This is a genomic window from Micromonospora sp. DT43 (assembly GCF_049841645.1).
Lineage (GTDB): Bacteria > Actinomycetota > Actinomycetes > Mycobacteriales > Micromonosporaceae > Micromonospora.
The window spans coordinates 129,158-146,199 of sequence record NZ_JBNCKR010000003.1 but is presented as its reverse complement, the minus strand read 5'-3'; the positions used below and the strand labels follow the sequence as shown (position 1 = coordinate 146,199).

Annotated in this window: 15 protein-coding genes and 1 pseudogene; 1 reads left to right on the top strand and 15 read right to left on the bottom strand. The window is 71.7% G+C overall.

Annotated features, from left to right (window positions below; genetic code table 11):
* Positions 1 to 20: 20 nt before the first annotated feature.
* The 10 genes and pseudogenes from ACLQ26_RS08450 to ACLQ26_RS08405 form a co-directional block, all read right to left on the bottom strand.
* Positions 21 to 1,406 carry a phosphomannomutase/phosphoglucomutase gene (locus ACLQ26_RS08450; protein WP_425743906.1) on the bottom strand — a complete coding sequence of 462 codons (1,386 nt, stop codon included), beginning with the start codon at positions 1,404 to 1,406 and terminating at the stop codon, positions 21 to 23.
* A 69-nt stretch (positions 1,407 to 1,475) separates the two neighbouring features.
* Positions 1,476 to 2,549 (bottom strand): hypothetical protein, encoded by a 1,074-nt coding sequence (locus ACLQ26_RS08445; protein WP_425743905.1) that lies wholly within the window; start codon positions 2,547 to 2,549, stop codon positions 1,476 to 1,478.
* Positions 2,550 to 2,743: 194 nt separating this feature from the next.
* Complete coding sequence (locus tag ACLQ26_RS08440) at positions 2,744 to 3,484, bottom strand: endonuclease V (RefSeq protein ID WP_425743904.1); 741 nt, start codon at positions 3,482 to 3,484, stop codon at positions 2,744 to 2,746.
* A 126-nt stretch (positions 3,485 to 3,610) separates the two neighbouring features.
* Entirely contained in the window at positions 3,611 to 4,267 is a 657-nt protein-coding gene (locus ACLQ26_RS08435) for a tetratricopeptide repeat protein (protein ID WP_425743903.1), read from the bottom strand.
* Positions 4,267 to 4,853, bottom strand: a pseudogene (locus ACLQ26_RS08430) (DinB family protein). Before ACLQ26_RS08430 ends, ACLQ26_RS08435 begins: the two are co-directional and overlap by 1 nt.
* 122 nt (positions 4,854 to 4,975) lie before the next feature.
* Positions 4,976 to 5,269, bottom strand: coding sequence for a hypothetical protein (locus tag ACLQ26_RS08425; protein WP_425743902.1), 294 nt, complete (start codon positions 5,267 to 5,269; stop codon positions 4,976 to 4,978).
* A 52-nt stretch (positions 5,270 to 5,321) separates the two neighbouring features.
* Positions 5,322 to 5,708, bottom strand: a complete 387-nt coding sequence (locus ACLQ26_RS08420; protein ID WP_425743901.1) for a hypothetical protein — start codon at positions 5,706 to 5,708, stop codon at positions 5,322 to 5,324.
* Between the two features lie 50 nt (positions 5,709 to 5,758).
* Positions 5,759 to 10,162: a toxin glutamine deamidase domain-containing protein gene (locus ACLQ26_RS08415; RefSeq protein WP_425743900.1), complete on the bottom strand. Its 4,404-nt coding sequence runs from the start codon at positions 10,160 to 10,162 to the stop codon at positions 5,759 to 5,761.
* 15 nt (positions 10,163 to 10,177) lie between these two features.
* Positions 10,178 to 10,510 (bottom strand): hypothetical protein, encoded by a 333-nt coding sequence (locus ACLQ26_RS08410; RefSeq protein WP_425743899.1) that lies wholly within the window; start codon positions 10,508 to 10,510, stop codon positions 10,178 to 10,180.
* Positions 10,507 to 10,929, bottom strand: coding sequence for a YbaB/EbfC family nucleoid-associated protein (locus ACLQ26_RS08405; RefSeq protein ID WP_425743898.1), 423 nt, complete (start codon positions 10,927 to 10,929; stop codon positions 10,507 to 10,509). Before ACLQ26_RS08405 ends, ACLQ26_RS08410 begins: the two co-directional genes overlap by 4 nt.
* A gap of 78 nt (positions 10,930 to 11,007) precedes the next feature.
* Here ACLQ26_RS08405 and ACLQ26_RS08400 point away from each other — a divergent pair, with 78 nt between their 5' ends.
* The gene (locus tag ACLQ26_RS08400) at positions 11,008 to 12,249 is read left to right on the top strand and encodes an SUKH-3 domain-containing protein (RefSeq protein WP_425743897.1); all 1,242 of its coding nucleotides are present in this window, start codon (positions 11,008 to 11,010) and stop codon (positions 12,247 to 12,249) included.
* 72 nt (positions 12,250 to 12,321) lie between these two features.
* Here ACLQ26_RS08400 and ACLQ26_RS08395 read toward each other — a convergent pair whose 3' ends face one another.
* The 5 genes from ACLQ26_RS08395 to ACLQ26_RS08375 form a co-directional block, all read right to left on the bottom strand.
* Positions 12,322 to 12,990, bottom strand: coding sequence for a hypothetical protein (locus tag ACLQ26_RS08395; RefSeq protein ID WP_425743896.1), 669 nt, complete (start codon positions 12,988 to 12,990; stop codon positions 12,322 to 12,324).
* Between the two features lie 107 nt (positions 12,991 to 13,097).
* Entirely contained in the window at positions 13,098 to 13,745 is a 648-nt protein-coding gene (locus ACLQ26_RS08390) for a G5 domain-containing protein (protein WP_425743895.1), read from the bottom strand.
* 413 nt (positions 13,746 to 14,158) lie between these two features.
* Entirely contained in the window at positions 14,159 to 14,989 is an 831-nt protein-coding gene (locus ACLQ26_RS08385; RefSeq protein WP_425743894.1) for an ABC transporter permease, read from the bottom strand.
* A complete protein-coding gene (locus ACLQ26_RS08380) occupies positions 14,986 to 15,894 on the bottom strand; it encodes an ABC transporter permease (RefSeq protein ID WP_425743893.1) in 909 nt (302 codons plus the stop codon). Before ACLQ26_RS08380 ends, ACLQ26_RS08385 begins: the two co-directional genes overlap by 4 nt.
* Positions 15,891 to 17,042, bottom strand: a complete 1,152-nt coding sequence (locus ACLQ26_RS08375) for an ABC transporter ATP-binding protein (protein ID WP_425743892.1) — start codon at positions 17,040 to 17,042, stop codon at positions 15,891 to 15,893. The genes ACLQ26_RS08380 and ACLQ26_RS08375 overlap by 4 nt, the downstream gene beginning before the upstream one ends.

The following is a 17,042-nucleotide window of genomic DNA, read 5'->3' as shown; positions in this document are numbered from 1 at the left end:
GCCGACCGGCGCAGGCGATCTTATCGGCGAACGCGGTCGAGCACCTCGTCCCGCAGCGAGACCATCCGCTCGCGGGTGGGCGCCTCGACGTTGAGCCGCAGCAGCGGCTCGGTGTTGGAGGCACGCAGGTTGAACCAGGCGCCGTCGGAGAAACGCAGCGTGAGCCCGTCCATCTCGTCGGCCGTCGCGTCCGGGTACGCGGCACGCACCTCGGCCACCACCGCGGCCTGGTCGGCGACCGTCGAGTTGATCTCACCGGAGGCGATGTAGCGCTCGTACTCGCCGGCCAGCACGGACAGCGGCAGCGACTGCTCGCCCAGGGCGGCCAGGGTGTGCATCGCGGCGAGCATCCCGGTGTCGGCGAACCAGAAGTCCCGGAAGTAGTAGTGCGCGGAGTGCTCACCACCGAAGACGGCGTTGGTACGGGCCATCTCCGCCTTGATGAAGGAGTGCCCGACCCGGGCGACAACAGGCTCCCCACCGTGCTCGCGGATGATCTCCGCGACCGCGCTGGAGGTGATCAGACCGTGGATCACCGTGGAGCCCGGGTGCTTGGCCAGCTCCCGCGCCGCGACCAGCGCGGTGATCGCCGACGGCGAGACCGGCTCACCACGCTCGTCCACCACGAAGCACCGGTCGGCGTCGCCGTCGAAGGCCAAGCCGATGTCGGCCCCGTGCTCGACCACGGCACGCTGGAGGTCGACCAGGTTCGCCGGGTCCAGCGGGTTCGCCTCGTGGTTGGGGAAGGTGCCGTCCAGCTCGAAGTAGAGCGGCACGATCTCCAGCGGCAGGGCCGACAGGGCGGCGTCGCCGAGGACTGTGGGGACGGTGAAGCCACCCATCCCGTTGCCGGCGTCGACCACCACCTTCAACGGCCGGATGCCGGAGAGGTCGACGAGCTTGCGCAGGTACGCGGCGTAGTCGGGAAGCAGGTCCCGTCGCTCGGCCGGCCGGGTCGGCTCACCCGCCGGACGCGACGCCCCCGAGTCCAGCAGGGCCTGAGCCCGCTCCCGGATCTCCGCCAGACCGCTGGCCTGGCCGATCGGTCGGGCGCCGGAGCGGCACATCTTGATGCCGTTGTACTGCGCGGGATTGTGACTGGCCGTGAACATCGCCCCGGGCAGGTCGAGCGAACCGGACGCGAAGTAGAGCAGATCGGTGGAGGCGAGCCCGATCTCGATCACCGAGCGGCCCTCGGACCGGACCCCGGCCGCGAAGGCGGCGGCCAGGCCCGGTGAGCTGGCCCGCATGTCGTACCCGATGACTACCGCGTCGCCGGGCTCGTCAGTGGTGTTGAGCAGCTGGGTGAATGCGGCTCCGAGCGCCTCGGCAGCCCGTTCGTCCCACTGGTCCGGCACCGTCCCTCGGACGTCGTACGCCTTGACGATCTGGGACAGATCAGACACTAGTTCCGCTCCTTGGCCGCAGGTTTCCAACGAACCTGAGCGTATCGGAGCGTCCCGGCCCGACCCCGCTCAGCCGGGGAGCCGGGGCATGAACACGGTGTGATCGCCGCCGTCGGGCGGCTGGGGCGGGTCACCGGGCAGCGGCCGGGCACCCGAACCAGCGGGACCAGCGGGACCAGCCGGCGCACCCGGCATCGGTTGCGTGGCGTCCGGGCTCGGCGTCGTGGGTCGCGCCCCGTAGACCCCGCCGGCGGGACGTGGTGGAGGCACCTGGCCGGCGGTCGGCGGCTGCTGGCCGTACACCGGGCCGGGTTGACCGGGCACGGCCGGCGACCCACCCCCGGAGCGGTAGGTGGTGCCACCGGGGTTGCCCGGCAGCGGGCCCGGCGCGTCGACAGGCGTGCGGTCCTTCCGGGAGCGGCGCACCAACAGCACGATGAGCAGCAGGCCGACCACCACCATCGCGATGCCGAAGAACATGATCGGCGAACCACCGCCGGACTCGGCGGCCACCGCTGTCGGGCTGGGCGCGGCGGACGTCGGGCCCGCCGCGGCCGGATTCACCACCTCGCTGGCCGCCGCGACCTCGGTCGGGCTGGGGGTCGGAGTCGGTTTCTTCGACGGCGTCGGGGTGGGCGACGGGGAAAACCGCGCGGTGACCTTCGCCGTGTCGGCCCCGTGCCCCAACTGCTGGCCGGTCGCGGTGAGACCCACACCTGTCACGTAGAGCGGGCCGCCCGGCGCGTCGGCGGCGAACGTCACCCGGTATCGCACGGTGATGCCCTTGCCCTTGCACAGGGTCGGCTTCGCCGGCGAGGTCTGCTGAGTCTGCACGGTGCCACCACCGCCGCCGACGGCCACCGGGAACCAGCGCCCGCCCGCGTTCACCTGGACCGCCACCTGGCTCGGCTGGAGACCCTCGAGGCGCAGACCCAGGGCGGTACGCAGCAGGACGCAGCCGCCGGAGCGCTTGCGCACCGCGACGTTCACCCCCTGGGCCGAGCCGCCGGCGGCGAAGCTGCTGGCCGCCCCCACACGGACCGAGTCGCCGTCGGCCAGCGCGGGTGACGCGCCGAGCAGCACCAGGCCGACCAGCAGACCGCAGACCGTCGCGAGCCGTGCCGCGCGTCGACGCACCGTCATGATCACCTCACCGTTCCTCCCCGGGCGGGGTCCGCGGGCCAGGCTACTACCGGGCCACCCCTGCCACCGGTCATAGAGCGGCCCGCATGTGTGCCGCGTTACGGTTTGCGGCGCGGTTCTTGATCCACTCGGTATCGGTGAAGTCGGCGTGTCCGAGGCCGTGCGACACCCCGATTTCACCGAAGTCGAGTCGATCACGTGCGACGAGGTTCGCCCGGCGACTCGTCCGCTCCGTCCCGGCCGGACGGTGCCGTCCGGGCGAGCGTGTCCCGACAGAGCCGGTCGGCCGTCCGGGTCGTCTCGGGAAGGCGGTAGCGCGGAGTCAACGCCAGCACCTGCGCTGTCGCGTTGTCCAGGCTCATCCGGTGCCCGACGCTCACGAAGACCGGCTTGACCCCGGCCTGGGTGCGCAACACCCGGCCCACGACCTCGCCCCCGTCCCGCAGCGCCGACCAGGCGCCCCGGTCGGCGGGCGGCGGCGCCCACGCGCCGACCAGCGGCGTCTTGCCCACCCCGATCGCGGGCAGACCGGTGACCACCCCGAGGTGGCAGGCGAGCCCGAACCGACGCGGATGGGCCACGCCGTGCCCGTCGCAGACGAGCAGGTCCGGGATGGTCGTCAGCGTGTCCAGCGCGGCGAGCAGAGCGGGCAGCTCACGGAACGCGAACAGCCCCGGCACGTAGTCGAACGCGGGCCGACCCACGCTGACGGCCGAATCCACCACGGCCAGCGTCCGGGCGTCCAGCACGGTCACGGCCGCCGCGAGAAGGTCACCGCTCTCGGCGTACGCCACGTCCAGGCCGGCCACCGTCGCGGGCGCGGCCGGACCGGGCCCGACCAGGTCGGCGAGCGGCCGCAACTCCTCCTGTACGGCCACCGCCTCGGCCACACCGCGCGGCACGTACCACGGGCCCGACGGTGCTCCACCGGTCATGAGCGCCCACCTTGATCCACTCGGCTTCGGCGATGTCGCGGTATCCCATGGCCTCTGACACCCCGATATCGGCGATGTCGAGTCGATCACGCTCGGCGACGCCATTGCGCGGCCGCTCGACCGTGATCAGGCGAGTTTCAGCTCGTCGCGAGCCTCTTCGACCCACCGGGCGACGCCGTGCGCGCCGCTGCCGGCGGCCAGGGAGGCAGCCTCGTCGAGCAGACCACGGGCGGCGTCCCGGTCACCGTCGCTCGCCGCGAGGTCCGCCAGGCCGATCAGGTTCGCCGCGACGCCGGGGGTGAAGGACAGGTCCCGGCGCAGCCGGGTCGACTCGGCCAGCAACTCGCGCGCCGCCTCGACACGACCCGCGGCCTGCTCACCGAAGCAGAGGTGCCGCAGCACGTACGACAGGGTCAGGTCGTCCCCCGCCTCGGTCGCCAGCTCACGCGCCCGCGCGAAGGCCGGGTCGGCGGCCGCCTGGTCCTGCCGGATCACCTGGTGGACGGTGCCCACCCAGAACAGCGACTCCCCCTCGCCGCGAGCGTCACCCAACTCACCGTAGAGCTGCGCCGCCCGCTCGAAGAGCCGCAGCTCGGCCGCGTCCTCCGCGCCGGTCTCCAGGAAACGGGCGTGCAGGAGCCGACCCCGGGCCAGAGCCGTGTCCGCCTCCAACGCCACAAGATCCCGCTCCGCCTCGTCCAACGACTTCGCGTCGCCGCCGAAGACCGCCTGCTCGTAACGCTCCCGCGCCCGCGTCAACCGGACGTCGAACCCCTCGGCCATCACTGACCCACCCTTCCGTCTATACGCTCGCGTAGGAGATCGGCGTGGCCATTGTGCCGCGCGTACTCCTCGATCATGTGCACCAGCAGCCTGCGCAGCACGATGACGTTGCCGTCCCGCTGCCGCCCTGCACTCCCAGATCCGCCGCCTCGGAGACGAACCGCTCGGAGAACTCCACCTCCGTACGCCAGGCCCGGTACGCCTCGTCCGCCACCGCCGGATCGGCCACCGCGCCGTCGAAGTCGCCGTCGGGATCGTCGTCGGAGCAGTACAGCTTGGGCGCCACCTGACCGGCCATCGTCCTGCGGAACCAGCCACGCTCCACTTCGGCCAGGTGTCGAATCAGCCCGAGCAGCGACATGGTCGACGGCGGCACCGCACGCAGGGCCAGCTGCTCCACGTTCAGGCCGGCACACTTGAGCTCGAACGTGAGGCGCTGGTCGCGCAGGTACTCGACGAGGACACTCCGCTCTTCGGCGAAGTTGCCATCCGAGCGCGGATCGTCGTCCGGATGAACGAACAGGTACGACCAACCGAAGGTGCGCGCGGGCTCGGGGTTCGTCGCCTCGGCGGGTACGTCAGCCATACGGCGACTCTCGTCGATGCCCACCCACCTCGGCAACCGGACGCGCGCCTCGGCCACGCCTGCCCAGCGATGAAGATGACAGGCAGGACGACAGGCGCCTGGGCATGGGGGAGGCCCCAGCTTCAGCGATCACCGCCACCATCTTTGAACATGGCGCGGATTGAGGTTTCGTCCGGCAACTCGGCACCGCCGGTGACTGCTGCTGCCACTGCCACAGCGTCAGCACGGCTCACATTCTTATAGCGGTCTGCATTCCGGTAGTCATCGAGGAAACGCACCACGAGTCCGGGGTCATAGGCCCACGCTCGGGCGCGATGATCCCAGAGGATAGCCTGCCCGAGCCCCGCGTCCATGACAAAGATGCCCGCAGGCCCGCCCTGCACATCATCATTCCGGTAGATCACGTAATAGCTCAACAATCTCGTGCTCCAACTCTTCGGCGACTTGGGCGCGAGGACCGCCAGCCCGTCAGGCCGCATGGCCCGATACGTCGGGATCGGCACCCGGGTCGCCGGCTGCCCGCAACTGTTCCTCGAACATCACGAAGGTCCGCTGGCGGATCCCCCGGATGAGAGCCTGCTCCTTCGGAGACAAGGATCGCCCCTGAGCTTTCGCCGTGTCCCTGAGCGCCTGCACGGTCTCGTAGAGGGCGAAGATGGGGCCTTCGCCGACCAGGTAGTGAGCCCGGAAACGCTCAACCTCCTGCACGAAGTCCTCGGGCGTCCGCCGGAAAATATCACCCCCGACGCCGAGTGTAATTTCCCCGAAGATGTCGTTCTTCTCCTGCCATCCCCCACTATCGATGGAAAGGTGCCAGACCCTCGCACCGCCATCCGGCGTTTCCACGATCTTCACCGGGGATGAGTAATAGAGGTAGTAGGAGGGAAGTGAAATATCTCCGGACATTAGGACTCCCCCTCTAAGGTCGACTGCAACGCCTCCCAGAACAGTTGACGCTCGCGCTGACGAATGCCTGCGTTAATCGCTCGCTCCTTCGGCGTCAACGCTCGCCCCTCAGCCTGGGCAAGAGCTTCGAGATCGCGTCGTACCTCATAGAGCCCATGCTCCCAGACGGCGACAGCATCGAGCGCGGCCAGGTGCAGCCGGAACTCAGCCAGGTGACCACTCCGTGTCTGCAGCACGAGTTGCACGTCACGGTAGCCACTATCCATGGGCGAGACGAAACGGTCGTCACGGGCAACGATGACGACGTCAGGGTGATCGCGTATGCGTCCGAGTGCCGCGTAGAGGTCGGCAAGGCTACGAAACTCGACCTTGCCGGCAGCAAGATCGAGCAGCTTCGAGGCGTCACCCCCGTACTTGTTGACCTTGTCCTCGGCTCGGCGGCGGTCCTTGGGCTCGGTGCGCCAACCAGGCTCACCGACAGGACGGTCACCTACCTGGGCAAGAGACGTCGCCAACTGATTCAGCTCAAGCTGAGCGACAGCAGCGGCGGAGTAGAGGTCGTCGAGGTAGCGCTTCCGATAGGACCCGTTGCCTCGTTGCTGACTGTCGAAGCCTGGCTGGGTCGGCGGATCATCCGGCAACTGGATGCTCGCGCTGATCCGGCGCTGCTCATCAGTGAGGGGTGTCGGCTGCGGATGGGGGTTCCCCCGATCGGTCGCCCCTGGCCCTGCCGTCTCCTGCTGGGTGATGTTGTCGAGCACGTCGGCGAGGGTGTCGATCGCCTGTTGATGGCTCGCGAGGTGATGCAGGGTCAGCGGGCGGGCCGTCAGTGACGCCGCCAGTTCGGGAGTGCCCAGGATGATTCGCGCCAGATCCGGCGCCTGTGCCAATTGCTGGGCCAGGTGCACGGCCAGATTCGGCTCGTTCGGAGGTGGCTCTCGCAGGGCGGTGTCCAGCATGTCGCGGACACGGGCGTCGGCGAAGAGTCGCGACACGTCCTGCGCGGCCGCGTCGTCCAGACCGGGCACCAGCCGCTGGAGGGTCGGTGGGTCCACGGCTCTCGCGAACTCGCTCGGGCTCAGCCCGGCCGAGAAGACCTCGTCCAGGCCGCCGGCCAGCGCGAGCACCCGGGCCGGGTCGCGGTGTCCCGGCGGTTCATCGCCAGCCAGACCGGACGGACTTTCGCCGCCGTCGTCCAGGGCGCCCGGCCCATCCAGCAGCAGGTACATGCGGTTGATGTACGGGTCGCCGTGCCCGCCGTCGTCCTGGGCCGGCGGGTGGTAGGGCAGGTCGGGACGTTCACTGAACCGCCCCCGGGGCAGCCCGCCCAGCGGCATGGGCCGGCCGTCCCCGCCCAGCACGAGCGCGTCGATGCCGACCACGTCGGGGTAGAGCGGCCGGTCCCGGACGAGGCCGGTCTGCGGGTCGACGTAGAGCACCGTGCCGTTCTGGTTGAGCGCCACCCACGCGTGTGAGCCACCGCCGGCCCACTCGGTGATCAGGAACGCGTAGCTGCCGTGGCCACCGAGCAGCAGTTGGTCGTGCAGGTTGGCGTACCCCCGGTCGGCCGCCTGCCGCGCCTGCGCCGGGTGTGACTGCTGGCCGGGTGTCGGGGCGAGGACGCGCTGGAAACGGCCGCCGGTCATGTCCTCCACCCGGCCCGGACCACCCGCCTCACCGCGGATCGGGCGTCGGGTGTCACCGGCCAGGTAGCCGTCGAAGGTCCGTGGCGCGGACACCCGCGGCCGACCGTGCACCCAGGTCTCGAACAGCGACAGCGTGCAGTCCAGGCAGTTGATGCCGCGAGTGGCGTCGGCCTGGGGACCGCCGTCGTTCAGCAGGCGGAACCAGCCACCCCGGCGGGGATCGGCGGTACGCACAACACCGCCGTCGAGGTCGCGGGGCATCTGCCGTTCGACGTCGACCTGGTGCAGGGCGAGCGGTGGACGTAGCCCGCCCGGTTGCCCGTACGGCCGGGAGTCGTCGATCGGCGGGGGAACGTCGTCGCCGGTGAGCCGGGACGGGCCGGAGGTCTCCACCGCGCCGAGCGCGAGGGCGCCCACGTCGGTGTTGGCGTGCGCGAACGTGCCGTCGGTGATGTCCACGACCGCCGGTGCCCTGATCCCCGCCAGCACGTCGTCGGCCAGGTCACGCCACTGGGCGTAGGCGCGTGCCTCGTCGTTCGCCGCCCGCTGCCAGCCGTCGGCCCACCGCCGGTGCCCCGCCTGGTGCAACTGTCGGGCGTAGTCGGCGTACTCGACAGCCCTGCGGTCGTGCTCCGCGGCGCGGACCCGCAGGCGGGCGGCCTCCGCCTGCCGGCGATTGGTCTCGAACCCGGCCCGTTGCAACTCGTAGTGGCCCTGGTAGCGCCGCCGCTCGGCCGCCTCCGCCTCGGCCACCCACCGGGCGGCGTACTCGTCGCTCTCGGTCCTGGGCACCGACGGATCGCCGAACGCCAGCACGTCGACGGGGACCGAGGCCCGACCGCGGGCTCGTTGACGGGGTACGCGAGCCGGCGCCAACGCCTCCTGCGTGGGGAACGGCTCGGGTGCGTTGTGCCGCCCCATCGGTGCGCCGGTGACCGTGTCGGTCCTGACTCCACCGCGCCCGGCCGCGGCATCGGGCGGCGTGCCGGGCACCGACCCGGAGGGTATGGACGGGGATGCCGGTCCGGGGGCGACGGTCGAGGCGGGACCGGCGGACGCGACAGGCGACGCCACACCCACGGCGCTCGCCGCCACCGCCGGGGAACCTGCCCCGGCCAACGGTCCAGGAAACGGATGCATCGAAGCCGACGACGGGCCGGCCGACGGGGACCATCCGGCAGTCGACGAGAAGGCGGGGGTCGGCCCGGTCGACGAGGGCCCGGCAACCGAGCCGTTGGCGCCCGGGGCGAGCGCACCCGAGGCGACCCCCTGGGACGCGCCGACCGCAGGCCCGCCGTTCTGGTCAACGGCGCCGGCTAGGGGCGCGGTGACCGCCGAGAGCGTGGGATCGGCCGCGACACCAGGGAGCCCGGGGGCCGCGACGGCCGAGAGCGTGGGTTCCGCTCCGACGGCAGGGAGCTGAACGGGCCCTGCGGCCGCCGACAGCGTGGGAGCCCCGCCGACCGCCGGACTCGTGCCGTGCCCTACGCCCGGCGACGTCGCGTCGGAGGCCGTCGGCACCGATGAGCCGACGGTGGCCGCACCCGCCTGGCGGGCACCATCGGCCACCGGAGACCCCGGCGACGACGCCGCAGACGGAGAATCCGGAGCCGAGGAGGCCGCAGATGCCGACGCAGGAGGCGCAGATGGCGATGACGACGCCTGGTCCGGGGTCGAGACATCCACCCCAGCCGTGGCGGGGGGCGACAGTGACGGGCCGGTGAGGGACGCTCCGGCGAGGGCGTTGGCCTGCGCGTGCAGCCGGGCCTGTAGGGCGTGGTCGGTCTGCCCGGTCGCCGATCCGGTGGCGCCGGACGCGGCGGCACGTACCGCGTCCTCCACCGACGTCAGGCCCTGCCCGGTGGCGAGGCTGGCGGCGCTCTCGGCGAACATCTCGCCTGTCATCTCCCGACCGAGGTGCTCGCCGATGCGCGCGGCGCGGCCGGTCGCGTGGCGGCCCAGGCCCGCCAGCGGCGCGACCGCTCCCCCGGCGAGCCCGCCAACCGCAGACGCGCCCAGGTCGGTCAGGTCCACGCCGTGCGCGCGGCCCGTCGTGTTCTGGTACGCCTGAGTGGCCAGGCTGACCCCGGACTCCTCGGCGGCCTCCTCCAGCCCTTCCCGGGTGGCGCGCTTGGCGAGGCCGCGCACGCCACCTTTGGCGATCTCCTTGGCGGCCCGCTCGCCGGCCTCCTTGAGGCCGCGCCGGAGAGCCTTGGTGGCCAGTTGGCCCATCAGGCGTTTGAGGATCTGCTGGATCACCAGCCGGGTGGCGGTGATCGCCGCACCGGCAGCCGGGGAGGCCGCACCGGCGGTGAGCACCGCCGCCACCGCGACCGCGAGCAGCTCGACGACCAGGATGCCCAGCTCGATCCAGACTTCGAGCTTGGCGCCTTCGATGTCGCAGCCGCACTCCTCGACAAGGCGACCAAGGTCGGCGGTGACCGCGAGGAGCACCGGCAGGGGCGCGTCGTCGCCCTCGGCGATCCCACGCCAGGCCGCCTCGAACGCGGCGTCGACAGCTCCGACGCCGCCGTAGCCGCTGCGGACCTCGGTGGCGGCCGCGGCGGCGTCGGCATGGGGGCCGGCGAGGACGCCGGCGACGGCGTACCACCTGTCGGCGACGTCCCAGACGGCCCGCTCGTTCCCCTCGGGCCACTGCACGCCGACCGCCCAGTCGAGGGCCTCGTAGATCCACCCGGGAACGTCCCAGGGTGCGTAGTCCAGCGGGTGCGGGATCGGGCTGGGCAGCACGCTCATCCGGATCGACCGCCGTCAGCGCCGGTCGGCGGCCCGGTCGAGCCGGGCAGCGCTGCTCTGGTCGGTCTGCACGCTGGCGTCGACCGCGCTGACCACGTCGGTGCCCAGCTCGGTGAGCCGTTGCCCGACGCCCGCCCAGGCACGCAGCACGGTCTGCTCGATGCCGCGGTAGCTCCGTTCGAACGCGCCGCCGATGTCGTCGCGCCCCCACGGGCGGGCGCCGCTGGCGGCCTCGATCTCGCCGCCCTCCGCCGCGCGGCGGGCCGTCACCGCCTCGCCGGACAGGGCCAGGTCGGCGCCACCGCGCCGGGCCCGGGAGGCGTCGAGCCAGAGCTGCCCGTCGGTCATGCCGCCCCCTCCCCGCGGCGGAGCACGGCGTCGGCGCGACCGAGCAGAGAGCCGAAATCGCCGGTACGCAGGAACTCCGCCGAACCGGACCCGGCCGGCATGGTTTCGGCGACCAGATCCTGGGTGGCCTGGGTGGCGGCCGCCACGGCGGCGTGGACCGTCTCGGTGACCGTGCGGCTCAGCGCCTCGGCGTCGCGGTCCCGGTAGATGGCCGGGGCCAGGTCGACCGCGATCAGCTGGCCCTGCGCGCCGACGGTCGCCGTGACGTGGCCGTCCGGCGAGCGTCGAGTCACCCGCAGTTGGGCCAACCGCTGTTGCAGAGTGTCCAAACCGGACCTGAGCTGCTGATACTGGCCGTACACGTCGTCGAATCGGGCCCGTAGCTCGCGATTGGCGTCCCGGTCCACGCGTTCGCTCACCGCCGCTCCTCCCGTCACCGTCGGTAGGGAAGACCATACCGGCCGCCATCGATCCGCGTAGTCCGGTAGTTTCGATGTGTGATCGACCGTCAGCAGGCCGAGCAGCTCGCGTCCGCCTGGGCGCGGCGCGATTCGCAGCGCCTCGGCCACGAGTGCATCCCGGTGGTCGACGAGTTCGACCTGGGTTTCGTCATCACCTCGATCGTGTCGAACGGGATGCGGGCGATCCCCGGCGATCTCCCGACGACGGTCATCGACAGGCAGACCGGAAAGGTCACCACCTGGCCGCGCGTGCCGAGCGAGGTGGTGGCGGACCTGTATCGGCGTAGTCGGCCCAGCGGGCCGACGGCGCCCCGCACCGTCGACGCGTCGAGCCTGCTGATCCGTGAGATCCGTCGGGCGCCGACGCCGAACACGGTGGCCCACCTGACCCTCGACGGTCGCATCTGGACAGCCCAGGGCACGAAGGGCGCGGTCGCGCTGAACCACCACCCGCTCGTCCGCGGCTACCTGGACGAGCGACCTCCGGGCGAACTGGTCCGCGGCGCCGAGTGTCACGCCGAGCTGATCGTGGTCTCCGACGTGCTCCACGAGTACGACCACCGCCGGGCCGCCGAGGGCATCGAGCCGATGGGGCGGGCCGAGGCGGGGGCCCTGCTGGAGGCGGCGCGCTTCGAGGTCTTCCGGATCCGCGAGCCGGGTGACCCGGCCGGTGGGGCCGCAGATCGGCCCTGCGACTCGTGCGTCGATTTTCTGGTGCGCGCGAACGTTCTGCCGGAGTCGGCGCGGGCGTACACCGAGACGTGGCTCGCCCCGCCGGAGCCCGACCCGGACCCGGGTCGCTTTCCGCCCGAGGTGGCCAACGCGCTGGTGGCGGCGGGCTGGCGGCCGCATTTCGGTGACCAGGTCATGGCCGCCGCCGGCGTACGGGATGTCATCGCCGTGCCGGGGCAGACCCATCGGCACGAGGTCTTTCCCGCCGCCGTGGAGGCGCTGACCACGTTCCCCAGCCTGGTCGGCGCGCGACGCGGCCCGGGCGCCCAGGTGTGGATCTCCCGCTTCGACATCCGCCCGCACACCATCGCGCACACCGCCGACACGCTCGCCGACTTCGGCGCGGTGCTCGGCGTGCGGCTCTTCCCGATCGGCACCGAGCAGCAGGACAGCATCCTCGCCGTCGACGAGCGCGGCCGGGTCTTCGCCCTCGACCAGGCCGGCGAGTGGTTCCTCGGCGACACCATCGACGCCGCGCTCACCACGTTGCTGCTCGGCCGCGCCCCCGCTCGGGTGCGCGACGACGGCACCTGGCAGGCCGACTAGCGCGACGCGAACGGCGGCACAGGCCGGCGGCGGTGGTGTTCGACCACCACCACCCCGGCCGGCCTCCGACTGTCAGCGCAGCACCTCGACGACGTTGCGGCGGACGAGGTTCTTGCCCGGCTCCCGGATCTGGTCCATCGCCGCGGCGTTGAGCAGCACGCAACTGCCCGACGGGCCGGTCACCGTCACCGTGGTGGCCCGGTTGTTGTCCAGGTTCGTCACCCGCAGCCGCGTGCCGACCGGGAACTGTCCGCTGGTCGCTGCCGGCCCGGCCGCCTCTTCGAAGAAGGTGATCGCCCCTGCGCACGCCGAGCGGGGCGCCGGGCCGGGGGCACCGGGCGATGCGGCACCGGGACGGACCGTACCGGGGTCGACGGGCTGCGCGGCGCCGCCGTCCAGCCGTTCCACCACGTTGCGGCGGATCACGTTCTTGCCCGGCTCGCGGACCAACTCCATGGCTGCGGAGTTGAGCAACACGCAACTGCCCGACGGGCCGGTCACCGTCACCGTGGCGGCCCGGTTGTTGTCCAGGTTCGTCACCCGCAGCCGCGTACCCACCGGGAACCGGTCGCTTGTCGCTGCCGGCGCCCCGGTCTCCGCAGAGAACGTGACCGAGCCGGAGCAGACGGAGTTCCGTGCCGGGGCGGTGTCGGCGAACCCGAACCCGGTCCCCACCGCCACGCCCGCCGCGGCGAGCACCGCCACGGTCGCCGCCAGCACGTGCCTGCGCTGCACCCTCATCGCCGTCACTCCCGTCCTCGGTGGTGTCCTTCACCGCCTGGTACGGATGACAGCGCCCGACCGTTCAGCCCGCACGGGCACCGATCGACCGAGAAGCACCGTACGGGTCAGTCGCAGCCGTAGCCGTCGTTGTCCCGGTCCAGGTCGTAGATGTCCTCACCGATGACCTTGACCACTCCGCTGACGTAAGCCGGGCCGTTGCCGGAGCCGCCCGCGCAGTCCACGTCACTGGCGATCGGGACGCAGGGGCTGTAGTTCGGGTCGCAGTTCGACTTCTTCTTGGTGCCGACGGCCACCACCTCGGTCACCGGCTGCTTCGTCACCGTGGACTTGACCAGCTTCTTGCCGGTCTGCACGCCGTCGGTGGTGGTCACCTGGTAGGTAAGCGTCCGTACGCCGTCGACACCCTTGGTGCGGACCACCCGTTTGCCCTCGGCCAGGGATGCGTCCTTGACGGTGCGCTCGCCGTGCCGGATCGCGGCGCGCTCCGTCACTGTCGTCACCCGCACCACGGGCGAAGGCGCGGCAGTGGCGGGGGCCGGCGCCGAGGAGGTGGGTGCCGAGGTGGCGGAGGGCGGCGTCTCCGGCGACTGCGCCTGAGCGGGCGCCTCCCGCGTCGGCTCGGCGGGAGCCGCCACGATGGGTTGCTGCGGCTGCTCGGCGGCAGTGCCCGTGCGCTTGGGCTCCGGCTCGCCGGTCAGCGCGCCGACGATGGCGGTGCCGGCGCAGCAGAGCAGCAACACGGAGAGCGCCACCGAGCCGAGGATCACGGCGACGCGGCGGCCTGGGCTGGCGCGGCGGAACCAGTTCGGGGCGGCGGCTGGCTGAGGTCCGGGGCCGTACGGCGGTGGATGCGCAGGCCCGGGCGGTGGTTGCATCGTCACGGCGATGAGTGTCGTCGCAAACACTGCCGGCAATATCCACCGTCACGTCGGTCACCTGCGCCGTTCGCTCCGGCGAAGATGATCGAGAGGGCCCGATCAGCACCGCCGATCGGGCGTGGAGCGTGACGAGCCGACAGATCGGGTGACCTCTCGGGCGGGACGGTCCGGGCCGATCGTGCGGCCTCCCACAGCGACAAACCGCCGCATCAGCCCAATATCGCGCCGGAGTGCGGGCGGGCATCCCGACAGCGAACTGCGTGCCGCCTCGACGTGTCGGGATGCCGTCACCGACGCGCCTGCCGCACCGGGCGAGCCAGCAGCGCGGCACGGCGGCCACGCCGCCCGCGTAGTGAGCTGAGGCCGACCAGCAGCAGCGCGATGGCGAACATCGCGGTGCCGATGACGTTCACCTGCGGCGGGATGCCCCGCTGGGCTGCGCCCCAGACGTACATCGGGAACGTGACTGTCGTGCCGGCGTTGAAGTTGGTGATGATGAAGTCGTCGAAGCTCAGCGAGAACGCCAGCAGCGCGGCGGCCACGATGCCGGGCAGCACCAGAGGCAGGGTGATCAGCCGGAAGGTATGCCACTCGTTGGCGTAGAGGTCCATCGCGGCCTCCTCCAACCGCCGGTCCATTCCGGCAAGCCGCGCCTTGACCGTCACCACCACGAACGACACGCAGAACATGACGTGCGCGATGACGACGGTCCAGAAGCCCTGCGGCACCCCGGCCGAGACGAACAGGGCCAGCAACGACGTGCCCATCACCAGCTCCGGGGTGGCCATCGGCAGGAAGATCAGCACGTTGACGCCGGACCGGCCACGGAAGCGGTGCCGGACCAGCGCGAACGCCATCAGGGTGCCGAGCACTGTGGCGACCACCGTGGCGAGGAAACCGATCTGCACGCTGCGGACGACCGCGTCACACATGTCCGAGGTGGCGCAGGGGTGCCGCCAGTTGTCCACCGTGAACTCGTTGAAGTCGTACGACAGTCGGCTCGACGGGCGGTTGAAGGACAGCCCGGCGACCACCAGGATCGGCAACGCCAGGTAGCCGAGCACCAGCAGCGCCACGATCATCACCCAGCGGTCGGCGAGCCAGCGGGACAGTCTCACAGCACCTCCTCCCTGCCGGCCCGCCGCAGGTAGCCGAAGACCACCGCGAGGATCGCCGCCATCAGCAGGAACGACAGCGCGGCGCCCTGCGGGTAGTCCAGCCGGACCAGGAACGCCGAGTCGATGACGTTGCCGACCATGTACTCGTTCGGGGTGCCGAGCAGTTCGGCGTTCATGTAGTCGCCGCTGGCCGGGATGAAGAACAGCAGCGTGCCGGCGACCAGGCCGGGCACGGACAGCGGCAGGGTCACCAGGCGGAACGTCTGAACCCCGCTGGCGTACAGGTCGCTGGCCGCCTCCAGCAGCCGGGGATCCAGCCGCTCCAGGCTCGCGTACAGCGGCAGCACGAGGAACGGCAAGAAGTTGTACGTCAGCCCGAGCACCACAGCGAACGGCGTGGCCAGCAGCCGGCCGTCCGGGGCGAGCAGGTGCACGTCGCGAAGCACGCCGACGAGCGCCCCGTTGTCGGACAGGATCGTCTTCCAGGCGAGGGTGCGGACCAGGAAGCTGGTGAACATCGGCGCGACCACGCACACCAGCAGCAGGTTCTTCCACCGGCCGGCCTTCTGCGCGATGGCGTACGCCAGTGGGTAGCCGAGCAGCAGCGCCAGCACCAGGGCCAGTCCGGCGTAGCCGAACGAGCGCAGGAGTTGCGGCCAGTACGCCTGCACGACGTCCGGGTAGTTGCCGAACGCCCACGTCATCGCGTACCCGGTGGAGAGCGAGCCGCTGGGGTCGTAGAGGCTTGCGGCGGCCAGTTGCAGCAGCGGCACGCCGAAGAACACCAGCAGCCAGGCCACGCCGGGCAGCAACAGGAGGTACGGCAGCAGCCGGTGCCGCCCGGACCGGGCTGCCGGTGGCGCGGGCGGCGGCTGCCCCGCTCCGGTGGGTGCCAGGAGGGTCACGACGACGTACCCGCCGGCTCGGCGAACACGGGGGCGGTCCGGTCGGCGTCGGCGGCGTCGCGGGGCAGCAGGAACGCGTGCCGCGGATTCCAGTGCGCCACGGCCTCACTGCCGACTGCCACAGTCGTCGAGGTCCCGCTGTTGGCCGCGAAAACCGACAGCTCGACGCCCCAGCCGGTGCGCAGCAGGTACTGCGTGCTGACACCCAGGTAGGAGGCGTCGGTGATCACCCCTGTGACGTGTTGGTGTCCGTGGGGGACCTGGTCGGCGGAGCCGACCAGATGCAGCTTCTCCGGGCGTACCCCCAGGTGGACCGGCCCTCGGTCGGCCCGCGACCGGCCGGCGGGCACCGAGAAGCGCGCGCCGTGCGCCGTCACCGCGACCTCGTCGCCTGTGGTGCCGGCAGCGTCGCCGGCGAGCAGGTTGGACTGGCCGAGGAAGCTCGCCACGAACGCGGTGGCCGGGAACTCGTAGAGGTCGGCCGGGGCGCCCTGCTGTTCGATGCGGCCGGCGTTCAGCACCGCGACGGTGTCGGCCATGGTCATGGCCTCCTCCTGGTCGTGGGTGACGTGCACGAAGGTGATGCCGACCTCGGTCTGGATGCGCTTCAGCTCGATCTGCATCTGGCGGCGCAGCTTCAGGTCGAGCGCGCCGAGCGGCTCGTCGAGCAGCAGCACCTGCGGCTGGTTGATGAGCGCGCGGGCCAGCGCGACCCGCTGCTGCTGACCTCCGGACAGCTGGGCCGGACGGCGGGGGCCGAACCCGTCGAGCTGCACCAGCGACAGCATCCGCCGGACCTGGTCGTCGACCGCGCGGATGCCGCGCCGCCGCAGCCCGAAGGCCACGTTCTCGAAGATGGTGAGGTGCCCAAAGAGCGCGTAGCTCTGGAACACGGTGTTGACAGGCCGCTTGTACGGCCGCAGCCGGGTGATGTCGGTGTCGCCGAGCAACACCTGGCCGCTTGTCGGCGTCTCCAGTCCGGCGATCATCCGCAGGGTGGTGGTCTTGCCGCATCCCGATGCGCCGAGCAGCGCGAAGAACGAGCCCTGGCTGATCGTCAGGCTCAGGTCGTCGACGGCCGTGAAGCTGCCGAACCTCTTGGTGAGGCGGGCCAGGCGCAGATCGCCTGCGGGTGTCTCGCGCGCCAT

Excerpts from the sequence above, each read along its gene's own strand:
- ACLQ26_RS08445 (WP_425743905.1), bottom strand. The coding sequence starts at position 2,549 with ATGACGGTGCGTCGACGCGCGGCACGGCTCGCGACGGTCTGCGGTCTG.
- ACLQ26_RS08375 (WP_425743892.1), bottom strand. The coding sequence starts at position 17,042 with ATGGCGCGCGAGACACCCGCAGGCGATCTGCGCCTGGCCCGCCTCACC.
- ACLQ26_RS08440 (WP_425743904.1), bottom strand. The coding sequence starts at position 3,484 with ATGACCGGTGGAGCACCGTCGGGCCCGTGGTACGTGCCGCGCGGTGTG.
- ACLQ26_RS08415 (WP_425743900.1), bottom strand. The coding sequence starts at position 10,162 with ATGAGCGTGCTGCCCAGCCCGATCCCGCACCCGCTGGACTACGCACCC.
- ACLQ26_RS08395 (WP_425743896.1), bottom strand. The coding sequence starts at position 12,990 with ATGAGGGTGCAGCGCAGGCACGTGCTGGCGGCGACCGTGGCGGTGCTC.
- ACLQ26_RS08410 (WP_425743899.1), bottom strand. The coding sequence starts at position 10,510 with ATGACCGACGGGCAGCTCTGGCTCGACGCCTCCCGGGCCCGGCGCGGT.
- ACLQ26_RS08435 (WP_425743903.1), bottom strand. The coding sequence starts at position 4,267 with ATGGCCGAGGGGTTCGACGTCCGGTTGACGCGGGCGCGGGAGCGTTAC.